Source organism: Cupriavidus sp. U2 (assembly GCF_009663685.2).
Classification (GTDB): Bacteria; Pseudomonadota; Gammaproteobacteria; order Burkholderiales; family Burkholderiaceae; genus Cupriavidus; species Cupriavidus necator_C.
In genome coordinates this window covers 60,296-80,758 of sequence record NZ_RCOG02000026.1, presented here as the reverse complement: position 1 = coordinate 80,758, position 20,463 = coordinate 60,296, and the positions used below count along the sequence as shown (strand labels likewise).

Annotated in this window: 20 protein-coding genes; 8 read left to right on the top strand and 12 right to left on the bottom strand. The window is 67.5% G+C overall.

Annotation, left to right across the window (positions count from 1 at the left end; genetic code table 11):
• Window positions 1-34: 34 nt before the first annotated feature.
• From D9X30_RS18910 to D9X30_RS18890, 5 genes are all read right to left on the bottom strand, one after another.
• Window positions 35-535, bottom strand: a complete 501-nt coding sequence (locus D9X30_RS18910) for a GNAT family N-acetyltransferase (RefSeq protein WP_153948000.1) — start codon at window positions 533-535, stop codon at window positions 35-37.
• Window positions 536-650: 115 nt separating this feature from the next.
• Window positions 651-1,370 (bottom strand): ABC transporter ATP-binding protein, encoded by a 720-nt coding sequence (locus D9X30_RS18905; protein ID WP_153948001.1) that lies wholly within the window; start codon window positions 1,368-1,370, stop codon window positions 651-653.
• Window positions 1,363-2,115 (bottom strand): ABC transporter ATP-binding protein, encoded by a 753-nt coding sequence (locus D9X30_RS18900; RefSeq protein ID WP_153948002.1) that lies wholly within the window; start codon window positions 2,113-2,115, stop codon window positions 1,363-1,365. Before D9X30_RS18900 ends, D9X30_RS18905 begins: the two co-directional genes overlap by 8 nt.
• Entirely contained in the window at window positions 2,112-3,101 is a 990-nt protein-coding gene (locus tag D9X30_RS18895; protein WP_153948003.1) for a branched-chain amino acid ABC transporter permease, read from the bottom strand. Before D9X30_RS18895 ends, D9X30_RS18900 begins: the two co-directional genes overlap by 4 nt.
• Window positions 3,098-3,964, bottom strand: a complete 867-nt coding sequence (locus D9X30_RS18890) for a branched-chain amino acid ABC transporter permease (protein ID WP_502799653.1) — start codon at window positions 3,962-3,964, stop codon at window positions 3,098-3,100. Before D9X30_RS18890 ends, D9X30_RS18895 begins: the two co-directional genes overlap by 4 nt.
• Window positions 3,965-4,217: 253 nt before the next feature.
• On the opposite strand from D9X30_RS18890, the gene D9X30_RS18885 reads away from it, so the two are divergent.
• The 5 genes from D9X30_RS18885 (at window position 4,218) to D9X30_RS18865 (ending at window position 10,186) form a co-directional block, all read left to right on the top strand.
• On the top strand, window positions 4,218-5,141 hold the full coding sequence (locus D9X30_RS18885) for an aldo/keto reductase (protein WP_153948004.1): 924 nt from the start codon (window positions 4,218-4,220) through the stop codon (window positions 5,139-5,141).
• 27 nt (window positions 5,142-5,168) lie between these two features.
• Entirely contained in the window at window positions 5,169-6,548 is a 1,380-nt protein-coding gene (locus D9X30_RS18880; protein WP_153948005.1) for an NTP/NDP exchange transporter, read from the top strand.
• Between the two features lie 124 nt (window positions 6,549-6,672).
• Complete coding sequence (locus D9X30_RS18875; protein ID WP_153948006.1) at window positions 6,673-7,779, top strand: S-(hydroxymethyl)glutathione dehydrogenase/class III alcohol dehydrogenase; 1,107 nt, start codon at window positions 6,673-6,675, stop codon at window positions 7,777-7,779.
• Between the two features lie 11 nt (window positions 7,780-7,790).
• Window positions 7,791-8,639, top strand: coding sequence for an S-formylglutathione hydrolase (gene fghA / locus D9X30_RS18870; RefSeq protein WP_153948007.1), 849 nt, complete (start codon window positions 7,791-7,793; stop codon window positions 8,637-8,639).
• 71 nt (window positions 8,640-8,710) lie between these two features.
• On the top strand, window positions 8,711-10,186 hold the full coding sequence (locus tag D9X30_RS18865; protein WP_153948008.1) for an amidase: 1,476 nt from the start codon (window positions 8,711-8,713) through the stop codon (window positions 10,184-10,186).
• A 12-nt stretch (window positions 10,187-10,198) separates the two neighbouring features.
• On the opposite strand, the gene msuE is transcribed toward D9X30_RS18865, so the two are convergent.
• The 7 genes from msuE to D9X30_RS18830 form a co-directional block, all read right to left on the bottom strand.
• Entirely contained in the window at window positions 10,199-10,762 is a 564-nt protein-coding gene (gene msuE, locus D9X30_RS18860; protein WP_249641009.1) for an FMN reductase, read from the bottom strand.
• Between the two features lie 155 nt (window positions 10,763-10,917).
• Entirely contained in the window at window positions 10,918-11,676 is a 759-nt protein-coding gene (locus D9X30_RS18855; RefSeq protein ID WP_228770933.1) for a MetQ/NlpA family ABC transporter substrate-binding protein, read from the bottom strand.
• A 122-nt stretch (window positions 11,677-11,798) separates the two neighbouring features.
• Window positions 11,799-13,292, bottom strand: coding sequence for an efflux transporter outer membrane subunit (locus D9X30_RS18850; RefSeq protein WP_249641008.1), 1,494 nt, complete (start codon window positions 13,290-13,292; stop codon window positions 11,799-11,801).
• A complete protein-coding gene (locus tag D9X30_RS18845) occupies window positions 13,289-14,263 on the bottom strand; it encodes an efflux RND transporter periplasmic adaptor subunit (RefSeq protein WP_153948010.1) in 975 nt (324 codons plus the stop codon). Before D9X30_RS18845 ends, D9X30_RS18850 begins: the two co-directional genes overlap by 4 nt.
• Window positions 14,260-14,469: a DUF1656 domain-containing protein gene (locus D9X30_RS18840; protein WP_066740578.1), complete on the bottom strand. Its 210-nt coding sequence runs from the start codon at window positions 14,467-14,469 to the stop codon at window positions 14,260-14,262. The genes D9X30_RS18845 and D9X30_RS18840 overlap by 4 nt, the downstream gene beginning before the upstream one ends.
• Entirely contained in the window at window positions 14,469-16,445 is a 1,977-nt protein-coding gene (locus D9X30_RS18835) for an FUSC family protein (RefSeq protein WP_153948011.1), read from the bottom strand. Before D9X30_RS18835 ends, D9X30_RS18840 begins: the two co-directional genes overlap by 1 nt.
• Window positions 16,446-16,450: 5 nt before the next feature.
• Window positions 16,451-16,915: a MarR family winged helix-turn-helix transcriptional regulator gene (locus tag D9X30_RS18830; RefSeq protein ID WP_153948012.1), complete on the bottom strand. Its 465-nt coding sequence runs from the start codon at window positions 16,913-16,915 to the stop codon at window positions 16,451-16,453.
• 268 nt (window positions 16,916-17,183) lie between these two features.
• Between D9X30_RS18830 and D9X30_RS18825 the strand changes: the two genes are divergently transcribed.
• The 3 genes from D9X30_RS18825 to gspG all read left to right on the top strand — a co-directional run bounded on the left by D9X30_RS18825 (window position 17,184) and on the right by gspG (window position 20,462).
• Complete coding sequence (locus D9X30_RS18825) at window positions 17,184-18,992, top strand: hypothetical protein (protein ID WP_228770919.1); 1,809 nt, start codon at window positions 17,184-17,186, stop codon at window positions 18,990-18,992.
• On the top strand, window positions 18,923-19,915 hold the full coding sequence (locus D9X30_RS18820; RefSeq protein WP_194946517.1) for a glycoside hydrolase family 18 protein: 993 nt from the start codon (window positions 18,923-18,925) through the stop codon (window positions 19,913-19,915). Before D9X30_RS18825 ends, D9X30_RS18820 begins: the two co-directional genes overlap by 70 nt.
• A gap of 106 nt (window positions 19,916-20,021) precedes the next feature.
• Window positions 20,022-20,462 carry a type II secretion system major pseudopilin GspG gene (gene gspG, locus D9X30_RS18815; RefSeq protein ID WP_153948014.1) on the top strand — a complete coding sequence of 147 codons (441 nt, stop codon included), beginning with the start codon at window positions 20,022-20,024 and terminating at the stop codon, window positions 20,460-20,462.
• The last annotated feature ends 1 nt before the right edge of the window (window position 20,463 follow it).

The following is a 20,463-nucleotide window of genomic DNA, read 5'->3' as shown; positions in this document are numbered from 1 at the left end:
CGCCCTGTCGTATTCCGGCAGTCTTCAGGCACGATCAGGTGCCCGAAGGCGCGTGCCCGCGCGCTGGCGGCGGCACGGTGCCGGCGATGACCTTCGACATTTCGGACGTCTGGCGCCAGCCTTCCTGCTGGTACAGCGGCCGGCCCGCCTCCGTGGCATGCAGGATCGTGAAGGTGGCACCGCGCCGCGCCAGTTCGTCCTCGCCCAGCGACATCAGTTGCCGGGCCAGTCCGCGCTTGCGGTGGGTCGGCTCCACATAGACATTCAAGACATAGCCGCGCTTGTCCTGATCCGGATGCGTGGGATGAGGCGGCCAGTCGATCAGCATCAGCCCGACGCCGGCCACCGGCCTGCCGCCGTCCAGCGACAGCAGGCCAAAATACGTGTCGTCGGCCAGCCGGGGACGCAGCCAGTCGCGAAAATGCCGCGTCATCGTGCGCAAGGTGTCAGGGGCAAAGCCGGCCTCCAGGAACATGGCCTCGCGATGGCGGCAAATCAGTTCCAGGTCGTCGGGCTCGATCGGGCGTATTTCCATGTCAGTGATCTGTTGATGGCTCGGGTGGAAGGTCGGATATCACGCCAGGACAGACATTGTGCCTGGCACCGCCCTCCATCGAAATAAGACGAATCTGAAAGAAACTGGGCGATTACTAGCGCGATCCATCGCCCTGGCGCACTGTCACCAGACGGTCGAGCAGCGCCCCGTCGGCCAGCAGGCTGGCACTGTCCGATCGATGCACGACCCTGCCGCGATCGAGCACCATCGCCTGGCCGGTCATCGCCAGCGCCATCCTGGCGTGCTGCTCCACCACGATCACGGCCATCCCGCTATCGGCAATCAGCCGCGCGATCACGCGCTGCAACTCCTGCACGATGATGGGCGCCAGGCCCTCCATCGGCTCGTCCAGCAACAGCAGGGCCGGATTCACCATCAGCGCGCGGGCGATCGCCAGCATCTGCTGCTCGCCGCCCGACAGCTGGTTGCCAAGGTTGCGGCGCCGTTCTTCCAGCCTCGGAAATTCCCGATAGATACTGGCGATATCCCAGGGCCCGGGCCGCGCCACCGCAGTCAGGTGCTCTTCCACGGTCAGCGACGGAAAGATCCAGCGTTCTTGCGGCACCCAGCCGATGCCCGCCTGCGCGCGCCGATGCGATGGCATTTTCGCCAGATCGCCGCCCCGCCAGCTCAGCTGGCCGCCGCGCACGCGCGTCATGCCCATCAGCGTGGCCAGCAGCGTGGTCTTGCCCACGCCGTTGCGGCCAAGTAGCGCCAGACTGTCGCCGGCGGCAAGCGTCAAGTCGATCTGTTCGAGCACGATGGCATCGCCGTAGCCGGCGCTCAGTCCCGCCACACGCAGCAGTTCACGCATGGGTTGTCTCTCCCAGATACACCTCCTTCACGCGCGCATCGGCGACAATCTCGGCCGGCGTGCCCTCCGTCAGCACCCGCCCGCCCACCAGCACCGAAATGCGTTCGGCAAAGCGGAACACCAGGTCCATGTCGTGCTCGATAAAGACAATCGTGATGTCGCGCGGCAGGCCCGCGATCACGGCAAACAGTTCGGCGCTCTCGCCTGCGGGGATGCCCGCCGCCGGTTCGTCCAGCAGCAGGATCGACGGCCGCGTGGCCAGCGCCAGTGCCATTTCCAGCAGCCGCTGCTTGCCGTAGGGCAGCTGGCGCGTCTCGGTATCGGCGTCGCAATCCAGCCGCAGCAGCGCCAGCACCGACATGGCCTCGTCCGCCAGCGCCGCCTGCGACGCCACCGTGCGGGCCCACATCCGGGATGCGCCGGTGCGCTCCGCCACCGCCAGCACCACCGACTCCAGCACCGTCAGCCCCGGAAACAGCGTATTGATCTGGAACGTGCGCGTCATGCCCAGCTTCACGCGCGCGTGCTGCGGCAGCGATGTGATATCACGCTCGCCCAGCCAGATGCGTCCGGCCGACGGCGGCAAGGCCCCCGTCAGCAGGTTGATGAACGTGGTCTTGCCCGCGCCATTGGGCCCGATCAAGGCATGCCGCGCGCCGGGCGCGAATGTCAGCGAGATATCGGTATTGGCGGCAAATGCGCCCCAGGACTTGCAGAGCCCGTCCGTGCGCAGCGCGGCGGTCATGCGTCGGCTCCCCGTTCGTGCGCGGCAGTGGTCCGGCGACGCGCCGTCCAGGCGCCTATAGCCCCCATCACTCCGCCCCGCGCATACAGCACCATCAGCACCAGCAGCAGGCCGATCCAGAACTGCCAGTACACGGGGTTGATCCCGGCCAGCACGTCCTGCGCAATCATGAACAGCGCCGCGCCGATCAGCGCGCCATAAAGACGTCCCGTGCCGCCCAGCACCAGCATGACCAGCAACTCCGCCGAGCGCGGAAAGCCCAGCACGTCCATGCCCACGAACTGCGTGGTCTGGGCCAGCAGGCCGCCGGCCACGCCGGCAATGGCCGCCGACACGGTGAAGGCCGCACGCAGGCGCCGGGGCACATTGGTGCCCAGCGCGGGCATGCGCCGCGCGCCTTCGCGCACGCCGCGCAGCGACAAGCCGAACGGCGACGCCACGATGCGCCGCACCAGCACGAATACCGCGAACAGCACCACCAGGCTATAGACGTAGGCCGTCTTGCCGTACAGATCGAATGCGAACATCCCGAGCAGCGGACGCATGGTCACGCCAGACAGCCCATCGACACCGCCGGTCAGGAAGGCCGCCTTGTTGGCCGCCTCGAACAGCATCAGGCCGATGCCGAGGGTGACCATCAGCCGCGTCAGATCACCGCCGCGCACCACCAGGAAACTGCAGAACCAGCCGGCGAACGCCGCCACCGCCGCGGCAGCCAGCAGGCCCGAGACCGGCTCGCCCCAGCCATGTGCGCCCAGCAACCCGGCCGTGTAGGCGCCCAGCCCGAAGAACGCGGCATGGCCCAGCGACACGATGCCCGCATAGCCCAGGATCAGGTCCAGCGACAGCGCGAAAAGCCCGGTAATCAGAATCTGACTGCCCAGAATCAGGTAGTCGGGCAGCAGGAAGAACACGGCCACCGGCATCAGCCAGAAGACGATTTCGGCCCGGTGCCAGCGGCCGTCGGCCAGGCGATGACGGGTCATGCGGCGCGCCTCCCGTACAGGCCGGCCGGAAACGCCACCAGCAGCAGCACCATCATCGCGTAGATCACGAAGGCGCCCACCGCGGGCACGTAGTACTTGCCGGCCACGTCGGCCACGCCCAGCACCATGGCGGCCACCAGCGACCCGCGAATGCTGCCCGCGCCGCCCACGGCCACCACCAGCAGGAAGTAGACCATGTACTTGAGCGGAAACGACGGGTCGAGCCCCAGCACGTCGATGCCCAGGCCGCCGCCCAGGCCCGCCAGACCGGAACCCAACGCAAAGGTCAGGCTGAACACGCGCCCCACGTCGATGCCCAGGCCGCTGGCGGCCTGCTGGTTGTCCACCGCCGCGCGGACCTGCGCGCCAAAACGGGTGCGGGCTACCAGCCAGCCCAGCGCCAGTGTGATCACGATCACCACCGCCAGCAGGAACAGGCGATAGGCCCCCAGGTCCAGGCCGGCCACCCTGACCTGCCCGATCAGGAAGGCCGGCAGCACCACCGGCTGCTGGCCGGGGCCGAATCCCCAGGTGGCGCCAGCCATCGCCATGAAGGTCAGGCCGATCGAGAACAGCACCTGGTCGAGATGACTGGCCCGATACAGCCGCCGATAGAGCGTGCGCTCCAGCACCCAGCCGGCCATCGCGGCGCCCAGGAACGCTGCGGGCAGCGCCGCCAGGAACGGCACGCCGAGCCGGTTCATCAGCACGACTGCCACGTAGCCGCCCAGCATGGCAAACGCGCCGTGCGCCAGGTTGACGAAGTTCATCAGCCCCATCGTCACGGACAGGCCAATGCTGATCAGGAACAGCAGGCTGCCATATGTCACGCCGTCGAACAGCACGCCGGGCAAGCTCGAAATCACGATCCGGTCCTTGGTATGGGTGGATGGGGGTGGATGGCCGCTGCTGTGGCTGGTTGAAATACCGCGCCGATTGTTCAGTGGGCGCCGCTTTTTTGCAATCGGGCCGGACCCGGGCGGCGCCAGCCCGCACACCGGGCGCAACCAGGGTTGGGCCGACGGTTGCCCCCCCGGTGCCCGGAGCGTTGTCGGGTTTACATCGACTGCCGCACGCGCTAAGGTCATTCGGACCGCCGCCAAGGGACGAACCGTCATGTCAATCGACCGCCGCACCTTTCTGGGGATGTCCGCCGGGCTGGCCGCGCTGCCGGCCGGGCCCGCGCTGGCCGCCGCCGCGCGAGCCGCCACCGTGGAAGCACCGATGCGCCGCAAGGTACCGGCCTCGGGCGAGGCGCTGCCGGTGATCGGCATGGGCACGGCCGACACGTTCAACGTAGGCCGGGACAGCGACGACCGCGCGGCGCTGACCGAAGTCCTGGCCGAGCTGCTGCAGCGCATTCCCAAGCCCGTGATCGACACCGCGCCCAGCTACGGCAGCGCCGAGGCCGTGACCGGCGACCTGCTGCAGGACGCCGGCGCGCGCGGCAAGGTGTTCGTGGCCACCAAGATATCCACCAGTGCCGCCAACGCCATGGCGCAGTTCACGCGATCCCGCGCGGAACTGCATTCGGACAGCGTCGATCTGCTGCAGGTGCACAACCTGATCGACTGGCGCGACAACCTGAAGCTGCTGCGGCAGTGGAAGGAACAGGGCAAGACGCGCTATATCGGCATCACCCACTACCGCGACGATGCGCACGCCGAACTGGCGCAGATCCTGCGCAGCGAAAAGCTCGACTTCCTGCAGGTGAACTATTCGCTGGGCGAGCGCAACGCCGAAAAGACGCTGCTGCCGCTGTGCGAGGAACGCGGGGTGGCCGTGCTGGTCAATCGCCCGTTCCAGGACGGCCGCCTGTTTTCGGCAGTGCGCGGCAAGCCGGTGCCCGACTGGGCCGGCGAGGTGGACTGCGCGTCGTGGGCCCAGCTGTTCCTGAAATTCATCGTCAGCCATCCCGCGGTGACGGCCGCCATCCCTGCCACGTCCAAGCCGAAGAACATGGCCGACAACCTGGGCGCGGCGTTCGGGCGCATGCCCGACACCCGCGAACGCGCGCGCATCGCCGCGGCGCTGGCCTGACTGCGGACCCCCGGCCCCGATCGGCGCATGCATACACCGGCCCCGTCCCCCGACACCGGACCCGGCGAACCGCCAGAGGGTACCGTGCTGGGGCTGCGCGCCGGCGAACGCGCCGCCGTGGTGGCCGGCTTCGTGTTCTTCTTCTGCCTGTTCGCCAGCTACTTCATGCTGCGGCCCGTGCGCGAGACGATGGGCATCGCAGGCGGCGTGCAAAACCTGCAATGGCTGTTCACGGCCACGTTCGTGGTGATGCTGGTGGCCATCCCGTTCTACGGCGCCTGCTGCAAGTGGCTGCCACGCCGGCGCTTTGTGCCGTGGGTCTACGCGTTCTTCATCGCCAACCTGCTGGCGTTTGCCGCGGTCACGCGCGCACTGCCGGACAGCGTCTGGCTCGCGCGCGTGTTCTACGTGTGGCTGTCGGTGTTCAACCTGTTCGTGGTGTCGGTGGCCTGGAGCCTGATGGCCGACGTGTTCCGCCCCGAGCAGGCGCGGCGGCTGTTCGCGCTGATCGCGGCAGGCGCCAGTGCCGGCGGACTGGCCGGGCCGGTCATGGGCGGCTGGCTGGTGGGCCGCATCGGCCTGACCGGCCTGATGCTGCTGTCGGCAGGGCTGCTGGCCGCGACGCTGCCCATGGTGGGCTATCTGTTCGCGTGGCGGCGCAGGCTTGGCGCGGGTGTGGCCGACGGCATGGCGCACGGCGGCCCGGCCGCCCAGGACCCCGCACAGCCGGTCGGCGGGGGACTATGGGCCGGGTTGTCGATGGTCCTGGGCTCGCGCTATCTGCTCGGCATCAGCCTGTTCGTGATCCTGCTGGCCACGTCGAGCACGTTCCTGTATTTCGAGCAGGCCCGCCTGGTGGCGGCGGCCTTTCCCACGCGGGCCCAGCAAACGCAGGTGTTCAGCGCGCTCGATGCCACGGTGCAGGCGCTGACCATCCTCGTGCAGATCTTCTTCTCGGGCCGTCTGGCGCGGCGGTACGGCGTGACGGCGCTGCTGACGGCCGTGCCGCTGGCCGTGACCGGCGGCTTTCTGCTGCTGGCGTTGTGGCCCACATTCGGCGTGCTGGCCGCGGCGATGATCGTGCGGCGCGTGGGCGAATACGCGATGCTGCGGCCGGGCCGCGAAATGCTGTTTACGGTGGTCGACCCCGAGACCAAGTACAAGGCCAAGAACGTGATCGACACCGCAATCTATCGCGCCGGCGACGCGGTCAGCGCGTGGGTGCGCACCGCCATCGATGCCTTGTCCGGCCATCCGGCCACCGTGGCGCTGGCCGGCGCCGCACTGGCCATCGGCTGGGCATGGCTCGGGCTGTGGCTGGGGCGACGGCATGAAGGCCAGCTGACCGCGGCGCAAGCCGGCACCGCGCCAACGGTACTGGCCCGGCCGGCAAAGGAAGGTCAATGACCGCCACCCCACAAGGCCAGCCGATAATCGCGCGCCGGTCTGGCCGCATTGCACCGATGCCCGTATAGTGCTTGCCGTGTTGGCGGCACATGCCGCCCTACCCCATTCGTACAGGAGTTGCCTCATGAAGACCAAAGCCGCCATCGCCTGGAAAGCCGGCGCCCCGCTCACCGTCGAAGAGGTGGATCTCGACGGCCCGCGCGCCGGTGAAGTCCTTGTCGAAATCAAGGCCACGGGCATCTGCCATACCGACTACTACACGCTGTCCGGCGCCGACCCCGAGGGCATCTTTCCGGCCATCCTGGGCCACGAAGGCGCGGGCATCGTCACCGACGTGGGCCCGGGCGTGACGTCGCTCAAGCCCGGCGACCATGTGATCCCCCTGTACACGCCGGAATGCCGCCAGTGCAAGTTCTGCCTGTCGCGCAAGACCAACCTGTGCCAGGCCATCCGTTCGACCCAGGGCAAGGGCCTGATGCCGGACGGCACCTCGCGCTTCTCGATCGACGGCAAGCCGATCTTCCACTACATGGGCACGTCGACGTTCGCCAACCACATCGTGGTGCCGGAAATCGCGCTGGCCAGGATCCGTCCGGATGCACCGTTCGACAAGGTCTGCTACATCGGCTGCGGCGTGACCACGGGTGTGGGCGCGGTGCTGTTCACGGCCAAGGTCGAAGCCGGCGCCAACGTGGTGGTGTTCGGGCTCGGCGGCATCGGCCTCAACGTGATCCAGGCGGCCAGGATGGTGGGCGCCGACAAGATCATCGGCGTGGACCTGAACCCGGGCCGCGAAGCCATGGCCCGCAAGTTCGGCATGACCCACTTCATCAATCCGAAGGACGTCGAAAACGTGGTGGACCACATCGTGCAACTGACCGATGGCGGCGCCGACTACTCGTTCGAGTGCATTGGCAATACGCAGGTCATGCGCCAGGCGCTGGAGTGCTGCCACAAGGGATGGGGCAAGTCGATCATCATCGGCGTGGCCGAGGCCGGTGCGGAGATCTCGACGCGCCCGTTCCAGCTGGTGACGGGCCGCGAGTGGAAGGGTTCGGCCTTCGGCGGCGCGCGCGGCCGCACTGACGTGCCGAAGATCGTCGACTGGTACATGGAAGGCAAGCTCAACATCGACGACCTGATCACGCACACGCTGCCGCTCGACCGCATCAACGAGGGCTTCGACCTGATGAAGCGCGGCGAGTCGATCCGCTCGGTCGTCCTTTACTGAGGCAATGGCCCATGGAACTGCTGTCTGAACACGGCTGCCACGGCGGCGTCCAGCGTTTTTACCAGCACCAGTCGGCGGCCATCGGGCTGCCGATGCGGTTCTCGGTCTTCCTGCCGCCGCAGGCGCTTGCCGCCAACGCGAAGCCGCTGCCGACCCTGTTCTACCTCGCCGGCCTGACCAGCACCGAGGAAACGTTCATGATCAAGGCCGGCGCGCAGCAATACGCGGCGCAGCACGGCCTGATCCTGGTGGCGCCCGACACCAGCCCGCGCGGGGCCCACGTGCCCGGCGAGGCCGATGCCTGGGACTTCGGGGTCGGCGCCGGCTTCTATGTCGATGCCATCGAGGCGCCGTGGCGCATGCACTGGCGCATGGAAAGCTACGTGGCGGACGAACTGTTCCACCTGGTCACCAGCGAACTGCCCGCCGACGCTGCACGCGTCGGCATCTTCGGCCATTCGATGGGCGGGCATGGCGCGCTGGTGCTGGCGCAACGCTACCCGCAGCGGTTCCGTTCGGTGTCGGCGTTCGCGCCAATCGCCGCGCCATCGCAATGTCCGTGGGGTGTCAAGGCATTCACCGGCTACCTGGGCGAGGACCGCAGCCGCTGGGCGCAGCACGACGCCAGTGCACTGATGGCCGCACAGGCATCGGCGCCGTTCCCGGCCGGCATCCTCGTGGACCAGGGCCTGGCCGACAAATTCCTGGCGGAACAGCTTCACCCCGAAGCGTTCGAGGACGCCTGCGAAAAAGCCGGCCAGCCGCTGACGCTACGCCGGCACGCGGGCTACGACCACGGCTACTACTTCATCTCCACCTTCATCGCCGACCATATCCGGCACCACGCGGAACGGCTTTGAGCACGGACACGGCTCCTATCGGCTCCCCTCTCCCATGGAAGTGGGAGAGGGGAAAACACAATCCCTGCGCCATGACCAACTACCGTCCCCACCCCATCGTCATGCTGACCGCCCGGCAGCTTTCCGAGGCGATTCACGCGAAGCAGGTTTCGAGCCGTGAAGTCATGGCGGCCTATCTGGCGCATATCGCTACCGTGAATCCGGCATGCAACGCCATCGTGGCGCAGCAGGACGAGGCCACGCTGATGCAGGCCGCGCAGGCAGCCGACGATGCGCTGGCACGTGGGGAATCAAAGGGCTGGATGCACGGCATGCCGCAGGCGCCGAAGGATCTGGCGATGACGCGCGGCATCCGCACGACGTACGGTTCGCCGATCTTCAAGGACAACGTGCCGGCCAGCGATTCGGTGATCGTCGAACGCATGCGCCAGGCCGGGGCGATCCTGATCGGCAAGACCAACACGCCGGAATTCGGGCTGGGGTCGCACACGTTCAATCCGGTCTACGGTGCCACGCGCAACCCGTACGATCCCGCACGGTCGGCGGGCGGCAGCAGTGGCGGCGCGGCGGCGGCGCTGGCGCTGCGCATGCTGCCCGTTGCCGATGGCAGCGACTTCGGTGGCTCGCTGCGCAATCCGGCCGCGTACTGCAACGTCTTCGGATTCCGGCCATCGGCCGGCCGCGTGCCCTATGGCCCGGCGCCGGAGCTGTTCTTGCCGCAACTGGGCTGCGAGGGCCCGATGGCCCGCAATGTGGCAGACCTGGCGCTGCTGCTGGCCACTCAGTCCGGCCCGGACGCCCGCACGCCGCAGGCGTTGCCCCAAGACCCCGCGCTGGCCACGCTGACGCCGCAAAACGTGGTCAACGCGCTCGATGCAGACATGTCGGGCAAACGCGTGGCGTGGCTGGGCGATTGGGGCGGATACCTGCCGATGGAAGACGGCATCCTGTCGCTGTGCGAACAGGCGCTGCGCTTCTTCCCCGATTTCGGCGCGACGGTAGACGCGATCCAACCGCCCTACCCGCCCGAGAAGATCTGGCAGACCTGGCTCGTGCATCGTCACTTCCTGACGGGCAACGCGCGGCTGGCGCTCTACAACAACCCGTCAACGCGCGCGCAGCTGAAGCCCGAGGCGATCTGGGAAATCGAGGGGTCGCTCGACCTCAAGGCCAGCGACCTCTACGCCGCCAGCACGCAGCGCAGTGCCTGGTATCAGGCGCTGCTGCGTACGTTCGAGACGTTCGACTACATCGCCGTACCGACCGCGCAGGTGTTTCCGTTCGATATCGACCAGCATTGGCCGAAGGCCATCGCCGGGCGGCAGATGGACACCTATCACCGCTGGATGGAAGTGGTGGTGGCGTGGACGCTGTCGGGCTGTCCGGTGATCAGCGTGCCGGTGGGATTCAGTGCGGAAGGCCTGCCGATGGGCATGCAGCTGATCGGCCGTCCGCGCGACGACCTGAGCGTGCTGCGCCTGGCGGCGGCCTACGAGCGCACGCGCGACTGGGTCAACGACCGGCTGCCGCCGGCCATCGACGGTTAAGGCGGGAACGCCTCAGGCCACGCGCCGCAGTTGCCGTGCCGACGCGCCAAACAATGGCGCGGCACGATCGGCGGCCAGTTTGATACGATCGGCCAGCGCGCCGCTGCCCACCTGGTAGCCGTCGAAATCGCCTGTCGACGCATACACGCCGATCGGCAGCGTCAGCGCCTGCAGGAAGCTGAACAGCGGCCGCAGCTGGTGCTCCAGCACCAGCGCGTGGCGGTCACTGCCGCCGGTGGCCGCCAGCAGTACCGGCTTGTCGACCAGCGCATCCATGCCCACCAGGTCGAACAGATGCTTGAAATGGCCCGGGAACGAGCCGCGATACACGGGCGCCGCGGCAATCACCAGATCGGCCGACTCGATGGCCGCGACCTGCGCCTCGATGTCCGCGGGCAGCTCCTGGCGCGTCAGCGCGGCACCCAGCGGGCGGGCGATCTCGCTCAGGTCAACGACCTGGGTATCGAGCACGAGCCGCTGCTCCAGTTCGGCCAGCAGCGCCTGGATCAGCACCAGCGTGCGTGACGGTTGATGGGCGCTGCCATTGACGGCGACAACTTTCAGCGGCGTGGACACAATCTATCTCCGGGGGCGAAAAGGCATTCCTCGTACCTTAGCGCCGTCGTCCGACGATGCGAACGAACCAATTCAAATATGCATAGATGCGAAAACGGCAGCCCGGGCGCGGAGCCCGGCTGCCGTTCGCTGTTGCGCAAATGGCACCAACCGGCTTAGAACGACGGCACCATGGCACCCTTGAACTGGGCCTTCATGAACTGGCGCACTTCATCGGATTGATAGGCGGCTACCAGCTTCTTCACCCACGGCTTGTCCTTGTCCTGCGTACGCACCACGATGATGTTTGCGTACGGGCTGTGGATGTCTTCCAGCGCGATGGCGTTCGTGGTCGGCTGCAGGCCGGCGGCCAGCGCGTAGTTGGTGTTGATCACGGCGGCAGCCACGTCAGGCAGCGCGCGGGCCAGCTGGGCGGCGTCCAGTTCCACGATCTTGAGCTTCTTCGGGTTCTCGGCGATATCCAGCGGCGTGGCGTTCACGCCATTCGTGCCGACGCCCGGCTTCAGCTTGATCGCACCCTGGGCGGCCAGCAGCAGCAGCGCGCGGTTCTCGTTCGACGGATCGTTGGGCACGGCCACCTTGGCGCCTTGCGGCAGGTCCTTGGGCGACTTCAGATTCTTCGAATAGATGCCCAGCGGCGAAATGTACGTGTAGCCGACGCTGACCATCTTGTAGCCGCGCTGCTTGATCTGGCTGTCCAGATACGGCTGGTGCTGGAAGCTGTTGGCGTCCAGGTCGCCGGCATCGAGTGCGGCATTCGGCTGCACGTAGTCGTTGAATTCCACGACCTTCACGTTCAGGCCGTTCTTCTTGGCCACCTTCTGCACGACTTGCCAGACTTCGGCGTCCGGGCCGCTGACGGTGCCCACGCGGACCGTCTGTTCCTGCGCCGCCGCGCTGCCGGCAGCTGCCATGCCCAGTGCCACGGTAGCGGCAGCCAGGGTCTTCGTGATCGAGAGCATCTTCATAGGTATTGTTATCCTGGGAATCGAGGAACGGCCGCACCGGGTAGGCGCGGCCGAGGCGCAAGCTTACCTCAATGCGCTTCCGGTTGATGCCCGGCCGCAGCGCCCGCTTCCTTGCCCACCGGATGGCTGGCGATGGCCGGCGCGTTCTGCCAGCCGCCGCCGAGCGCCAGGAACAGGTTCACCTGATCCATGGCCACCTGGGCGTCCGACGCGGCCAGGGCGGCATCGGTGTTGGCCAGCGTACGGTCGGCATCCAGGCTCTGCAGATAGGGCGACCGGCCGGCCTGCCACAGCAAGCGGTTCTGGCGCGCGGCCTCGTCGGCCTTGTCGCGCGCCGCGCGCAGCGACTGGTTGCGCTCCAGTTCATGCGTATAGGCCGACAACGCCGTCTGCGTTTCGCGCAGCGCCTTCAGCACCACGCCATCGAAATGCGCCAGCGCGCCTTCGGCACCGTACTCGGTGTTGTGGAGACGCGCCCGCGTGCCGCTGGTCGGAATCGTCCACGACAGCGCCGGACCCCAGCCCCAGTGCGCGGTCGGCGCCTGGCCCAGGTGGTCGAGAATACCGGTGAAGCCGGCCGATGCGCCAATGCGGATCTGCGGAAACAGGTCCGCCGTGGCCACGCCGATCTTGGCCGTTGCGGACGCCAGTTCGCGCTCGGCCTGCCGCACGTCCGGGCGACGCTTGAGCAGCGCGGTGCCGTCACCCACGGGCAGCGGCTGCTTCAGCGCAGGCACATGTTCGCAGGCCACGCTGTTCACATCGAGTGCCATCGGCGGCTTGCCCAGCATCACGGCCAGGCGGTATGCCGCGCCTTCCTGCTCGGCACGATACTTCGGCAGCACGGCCCGCAGCGTGTCGGCCTGGGCCTGGGCACGCAACACATCGGTTGGCTGGCCACGGCCGGCATCGACCAGCTTCTGCGCCAGCTGCGCCCCGCGTTCCTGCAGCTCAAGCTGATGCTGGGCCACATGCAATTCGTGCGTGGCCGTGCAGCCTTGCACATAGGCACGCACGGTCTCGGCCACCACGCCCACGCGGGCCTGGTCCAGTGCGGCGTGGCTGGCCTGGGCGGCTGCCAGCGCGGCCTCGTCGGCGCGCTTGAGCTTGCCCCAGAAATCAATCAGGTACGACACCTGGAAACCGATGTCGCCGAAGTTCATCGCCGGGATCTTTTCTTCGTGCAGCAGCGGCTCGCCGGCAATCTGGCCGCGCTCGGCGCTGGCCTTGAACTTGGCCTCGGGCAGGTTCTCGGCTTCCACCTCGTGGTAGACCGCGATCGACCGCTTGAGATTGGCCGCCGCCACGCGCAGATCGGTGTTGGCAACCAGCGCCTGCTGCACGAGGTCATCGATATGCGGATCGTCGTACAGGCGCCACCAGTCGTTCGGCACGTCGGCAATGGATACGGCGTCGCTGTCGCTATGGGCGAACGGGCCGTTGGCCGCGGCAGACTTCACGGCCGCGTCGTCGGGCACCTTGTGGTCGGGGCCGACGGTCATGCAGGCGGCCAGCGCCAGCGGCAACATCGCCGCCAGCGTGGCACGGGCAAAGCGTTTCACTGCAGCACTCCGGTTGTGGACGCGCCCTTGCCGGCCAGCGCGACCTTGTCATGCGAGGCACTCTTGTCAGCCGCCGCCGGCGTGGCAGGCTTGTCGTTCGACTGGCCATCCGCCTTCACGGACACCGTGGCGGTACGGCCCGCCACCAGGCGCACGTCCTCGGGCATCTGGTCGAACTGGATGCGCACCGGCACGCGCTGGGCCAGGCGCACCCAGTTGAACGTCGGGTTCACGTTCGGCAGCAGGTTCGATCCGTTGGTACGGTCGCGATCCTCGATACCGGCCGCGATGCTTTGCACATGACCTTGCAGCACGCGCTTCTCGCCCATGATGCGGATGTCGACCGTGCTGCCGATATGGATGCCCTGCAGCTTGGTTTCCTCGAAATAGCCTTCCACGTGGAACGAGTTCGAGTCCACCATCGACAGCACCGGCTTGCCGGTCACCACGTAATCGCCCAGACGCGGCAGGCGGTCGTTGACGTAGCCCTCCACCGGGCTCAGCACCTTCGTGCGCTCCAGGTTCAGCCTGGCCACGCCGATGGCCGCGTCAGCCTGCGCCAGCTGGGCTTCGCCCTGCTGCACCTTGGCCAGGCCCTCTTCGATGATCTCCTTCGACACCACGTCTGACAGCTTCTGGCTGCGCGACGCCTCGCGGCGCGCCTGGGACAGGCTGGCGCGCACCGCCGCGGCGGTGGCTTCGGCCTGGCGCAGCGCCAGCGCATAGCGTTCGTGGTCGATTTCGAACAGGACGTCGCCCGCCTTCACGTGCTGGTTGTCCTTGACGGCGATGCGCGTGACCAGCCCCGAAACGTCAGGCGCCACCTGCACCACGTCGGCACGGATGTGCCCGTCGCGGGTCCACGGGGCCACCGTGTAGTAGTCCCACAGGTGTTTGACAACGACCGCGCCAGCGGCAGTGACGGCCAGCGTCAACACGACCGGCCCGAGCGAAGAGAGTCTGAGTTTCATGATTGCAGCCACGGCACCATGGCAACCACCCCACCGAGGATGATCGCGTACAGCGCCAGATTGAAGAGGGATCGGTGCCACACGAGCCGGTAGAAGCCCACGCGCGACAACACCGCGCGTGCGGCACTCGTGATGAGAAAGGCCGCGAGCATCCACACCAGCAAGCTGGGGATGAACACGCCATAGATACTGATTTCACCGGGCATCATGCTTTTCCGGAAACGGTTGCCGGCAGCGCCGGCGGAAACAGGGCCACCTGCATGTCGACCAGCGCGGCCAGCGCCACGCGCGAACGCACCTTGTCCTGCGCGTTGGCCAGGCGCGTGCGCAGCGCGGCGGGCGGCGCATCGGCCGAGCCATCGAGCCGCGCCTTGTAGTACGTGGAAATGCTGCGCAGCACGCGGCGCACGGCATGCTGTTCGTCGGCCGGCATATCGGCCATCTCGCGCTGCAGGGCCAGCGCGGTCAGCTCCACGCGCACTTCGCTGAAGCCATCGGTCGAGACTTCGCTGTCGCTGGCGGCCAGCCGCGGCACCAGCTGTGCCAGGCGGTCCAGCATGCGGGCGCGCAGCACGGTGTGCGAATCGGGGTGCTTGCCCAGCGCGTTCTCGGCGATATCGCTCCAGCCGGCCCGCACCAGACGGCGCGTGGCGGCCCGGGTGCCGAACGGACGCATCACCAGCGTCCACACCAGCGCGAATGCGATCCCCGCGATGCCGGCCATGTTGCTGTTGAAGAACGACTGGAAATTGGCGCTGTACGCACCCTGGATGCCAATGTCGTTGGCCGTGACCACCGCCAGCGGCATGCCGATCATCGCCAGGCGCGGCTGCGCCACCAGCAGGCCGATGATCAGGTACGGCACGGCGAACATCAGCACCAGCATCTCGAAGTCATGCGCGACGGGCAGCACGGCAAACAGCATCACCAGCGAGATCAGCAGGCAGACCACGTTCCAGTTGAAGAACGACCGGATCATCGGCGCAGGTTCGTCCAGCGCGGCGAAGAAGCAGCAGGAAATCGCACCCAGTGCCACCGCGCCAGCCCCATCGGCCCAGCCGGTGTGGATCCACACCATGCCCATCGCGTAGATCGCCATGGCGACGGTCACGACCGAAAACAGCAGTATGCCGTGGTCGTAGTGGCGCGCACGGCCCACTTCCCAGCGCAGGAATTCGGGCACCCATTGCCCTTCGACGTGCTTTTCGCCCAGGCGCCGGCACAGCGTCACACAGTCGTGCCACAGCGCCAGCATCTGCTGGAGCCGGTCTTCCGCCGCCGTCACCAGCGCGGCTTCCCAGCCCGCCTGCACGGGCGATGCCGAAAGCACCGGCCGCGCGTCGGCGGCGGCGCCGGCCTGGATCCAGCCCTTCACGGCCTGCATCTGGGCGGCCAGCGGCGCGGGCAGGCCGCCAGCGGCCTGCAGCGATTCGACGATGGTCGCGAACGACGCCATGACTGGCAGCAGCATGGTCATGCGGCCACGCAGTTCGCGCGCGGCACGCACCCGGGCGGCGCTTTCGGCGTCGTAGCTCAACTGGCTGATCAGCTGGTCCAGCGCCAGGATGTCGGCGGCCAGCCGATGGCGGCTGTGATGACGCGACACCGATGCACCAGGCGCCGGCGACAACATGTCCGTGGCCCACAGCGTGGCGTCGGCCATCCACTGGCGGGATTTGTCGCGCAGCACGTTGGCGACGCTGGCCGGCATGATGACGGCACCCACTACGGCCGCGCACAGGATGCCCAGGCAGATTTCCTCGGAACGGGCCACGGCCAGGTCGAAGATCCCCGTCGGATTGTCGACCGACGGCAGTGCCACCAGCGGCAGCGTATAGGCGGCCAGCATGAACACGTAGCTGCGCGGCGTGCGGTGCATCAACGCCACGTAGAGCAGGCAGGCCACCCAGATGGCCACGGCGCCCATCAGCAACGGGGGCGAATTCACGAGCGGCGGCACCATGGCGATGGCGGCAGCGGCGCCAAGCAGCGTGCCAAGCACGCGGTACAGCGCCTTGGAGCGTGTGGCGCCCGTGAGCGGGTGCGCCACGATGTAGACGGAGCCCATCGCCCAGTACGGCCGGGGCAGCCCCAGGTACATCGCAATGTAAAGCGCCAGCATCGCGGCGATGAACGCCTTGAAGGAGAACACCCAGTCCCTGGCGGACGGCCAACTCATCATGGCGCTCAGGACTCCTGCTTGCCAGATGCCGAAGCGGCCGCAGCGGCGCGCGACAGCGCGTCCAGCACCCGCAGCGCGGCGGCCATGTCGGCTTCGCTGACGTCTGCGAACACTTTGGCGCGCAGTTGCTTGAGTTCTGCCTCGATGCGCTCGGCCATGCGCTCGCCGGCATCGGTCAGCGACAGCACATTGGCGCGGCGGTCGCTGGGGTCCACCTCGCGGCGTACCAGATCGGCCGCGCAAAGCTGATCCACCAGCCGCACCAGCGTGGCACCTTCCACGCCCACGTAGTCGGCCAGCGTGACCTGGCGTACACCGCCGCCCAGTCGACGGATAAACAGCAAAGGCGCGGCGGCCGCGGCGGAAATGCCATGGGCGGTCACAGCGGCCTGGCTGATCTGTCGCCATTGACGACCGGACAGCATGACCTGGCCGGTGAAGGCGAATCGGAGCGCATCGATATGTGGCATGGGCCGAATGATAGACGTGAATTAATTAGGATGCAAATGATTTCTTTGCGAATTAGTTCGCCACACGTGCTGCGTCAGGCGCATAACGCGAAGTCGAGGTGGCCACCCTTTCCTGCATTGTTCCCAGAAACGTCTCATTGCAGCCTATTGCGCGCAATTGGCACTCAATTTCAGCAAACGGCGATTTCCGGCCTCTCGTCCATGGCCCACAGTCTGGTCGCCGAACCGGTTCCGGCGACCTGAAAACAACTTTTCAAGGACCATGGACATGAAAAGCACATCCCTGCGGCGCGCAGCCATTCCGTCTGCCGCCTTCGCCTTGCTGCTAACCACCGCAGGCGGCGCCGACGCCGCCCGGCCAACGACCCCGGATGCCTGTCGCACGATTTCGGAATGGACCGGCTTCGATCGCTATCCGCCCAAAAGCTGCGTGACGTATGAAAAACGCGTCTGGGCGAACGACCGCTTCGCGCACCCCGGCCAACGCCCCGGCGTGGATCATGCGATCTACTTCGGCGCGCACCGCAGTCCCACCGCACAGCTGTGGTTCGATATCGGTGAACACGTGCCGCCGTCCGCCACGCCGGACCTGCTCGTGTCGATCCAGGGCGCCGAGCCGGGCAAGCCCGTGGTCTACGTCGTGCCGAACAAGGAAAAGACCAGCGTGCATTTCGTGACGCCGCTGCACGGCAATACGCGCCACAGCAACCGGCCGGCCCTGGAAGGCGAGTTTTCCGTCATCGACGTCATGGCGGAAGACGTTTCGATGCCGGGCCGGCTGGCGCCTGTCCGGCTGCGCGCCCAGCGCAATATGACCGGCACGGGCTATGACGGAAAGCGCGTGCAGATCGACGGCAACGGCGGCCCTGCCGGCCCCGGCACGCTGGTGGTCTGGTACGAACCCGCAGACAATCCGCGCCTGACACCGGGCACGCGCTACCGCACGCCGGCAATGCATCGCGTGAGCGTGCAGGCCGTGGGCAACGACCTGCCGAATCGGCCGGTGCTGAAGACCTTCAGCCTGGGCATCGATATCGTGCATCGCGCGCCGAAGGCAACCACCGTGCAGTTCGATGGCAAGCAGGCACGTTTTGTCCTGCCTCTGCGGACCGACCAGGGCCGCAGCGCCTGGTATGCCACGACGCATGAGCAGACCACCGGGCGCGAGCACGGCACGGGCCATTGTCCCGAGAACGCCAGCGATATCTTCCGCGTGGCGGCGGTTGACGAGAACAACGTGCCGTTCCCGGTAATGTTGCGCGCCCACAAGGCCGCCAGCGCGGACGGCACGGGCACGGGCACGACGGTGGCCTGCCGCCTGCCCAGCACCACGGGCACCGAATCGCTGGTGTTCGAGCTTCGCCCCGAAGACAACCCGACGCTGTTCTCGACGTCGGTGGGCAACCGGATCCGCAACGCGTTCCCGTACCGGATTGCCGTGCGCAACGCCGCGGGACAGGACGCCGACCAGTCCTACCAGACGCTCGACATCAAGCTCGACATGACCGTCGAAAAGGTGGAGGCCGTCCCGCCCACTGTCGACCCGAAGGAACCGAAGGACCCGAAGGACCCGGTCGAACCGAAGACCCCGGTGGACCCGAAGGACCCGAAGGACCCGACCGACCCGACCGACCCGACAGGCCCCACCGACCCTGCCGACCCTGATCCGACCGATCCCGCAGACCCCACCGGTCCCGGCGAGCCAGGTGACCCCGCCAAGCCAGCCGATCCCGCGGACGGACCCGACGTCACGCCGCGCTCGGCAGTGCCCGCGCCCAAGGCCGGCCAGCTTGGCGGCACCTACACGCAAGCCAGCATCTACCAGCGCAACTACCTGATCCGCGATGTGGCGCGGTCCGGCGCGGCCCGCAAGCTGACGTACCTGAATACGGCAGCGCCAACCTGCATCGCGGCGAGGATGGCCTCTACCGCTGCCAGAGCGGCGACACACGCGGCCCGAGCGACCCGTTTGCCGACTATGGCAAGCGATTCAGCGCCACGGAATCGGTGGACGGCAAGGCCGACCCGGCGGGCAAGCACGTGCTGCGCGGCAACTTCAACCAGATCCTCAAGCTGAAGCAGACCTATCCGGTCAAGACGCTGATCTCGATTGGCGGCCCAGGCCTGGGCGACCGCTTCGCCCAGGCTGCCCGGACCGAGGCCGGCCGCAACGCACTGGCCGAGAGCTGCGTGGACGTCTATATCAAGGGCAACCTCGCCGCCAGCCGGTCCAGCGCGGGCGGCAAGGGGCTGGCCAAGGGCGTCTTCGACGGCATCAACCTGGAATGGCTGGCCCCGCGCGCGGCGCTGGTGCGTGACGGCCAGGCCGGTGCCATGGACTGGGGCAACTACCTGGCGTTGGTCAGGGCGTTCCGCGACGCGCTCGAACGCGAGGACAGCCGGCATTTGCTGACGTCCACCATGAACCTGGCCGAAAGCGCGCCGGACGCCAGGACGGCCGTCGCCATCGCTGCCGAGTTGAACTGGGTCAACATCCAGGCCTATGACTTCACCGGCGGATGGGATGCCAGCACCGGCCACGCCGCCGCGCTGCAGGTCGGTCGCGACTCGCCATGGACCCGGGTCCAGGGCATGAAGCAGCGCAGCCTGATGGGCACCATCTGGGACGCATACGAGTTCGACATCCCGCAGGAAAAACAGGTCTTCGGCGTGCCATTCCATGGCCACGGCTGGACGTCGGTCAAGCCGGGACGCCGCAACGGCCTGTGGATGGCCGGTGCGCCGGTCCGCAACGGACAGGGCCAGCGCGACTATCGCGACATCAAGCGCATGCAGAACGGCAAGCTGTTCTCGGATGCCGCGTCCCAGGCCGCGTGGCGCTATGACGGCTGGACCTTCTGGTCCTACGACACGCCGGCCATCGTCAAGGCCAAGGTCGAAGCCGTGCGCAGGACCAGGGCTGGCGGCATGTATGCCAGCGACCTTGGCGCGGACGACAAGGCCGAGCTGATCAACGCCATGGAACCCATCAAACGCTGATCCAGCGTATTGCCCGAGGCGAATCGCCACAAGCGGTTCGCCTCACCCGCCGCCGTGGCCGTGCCAGACATTGCCGCGGCGGCGCCCCGATTCTTCCGAGCCGTCCATGTCCTCGCTTTCGCACATCGCATCCCGCCGCCGCCCACACGGTGGCTTTACGCTACTGGAACTGCTGGTGGTCCTGCTGATCATCGCCATGCTGGCCGGCTTCGTCGGCCCCAGGCTGTTCCGCGAACTCGACAAGGCCAAGGTCAAGACCGCGTCCGGGCAGCTGAAGGCGCTGGGCGACGCGCTGGATCGCTACCGGCTCGACACCGGACATTTCCCCACGACAGAAGCCGGCCTGACGGCGCTCATCGAACCGCCGGCGGATGCCGGCAACCGCTGGCATGGGCCGTATCTGACCCGCGACATCCCCGCCGATCCCTGGGGACAGCCCTACCAGTACCGGCAGCCCGGCACCGACGGCAAGGACTACGACCTGTTTTCCCATGGCGCCGATGGCAAGCCCGGTGGCACCGGCTACGCCAGCGACATTGGCTGGTGAG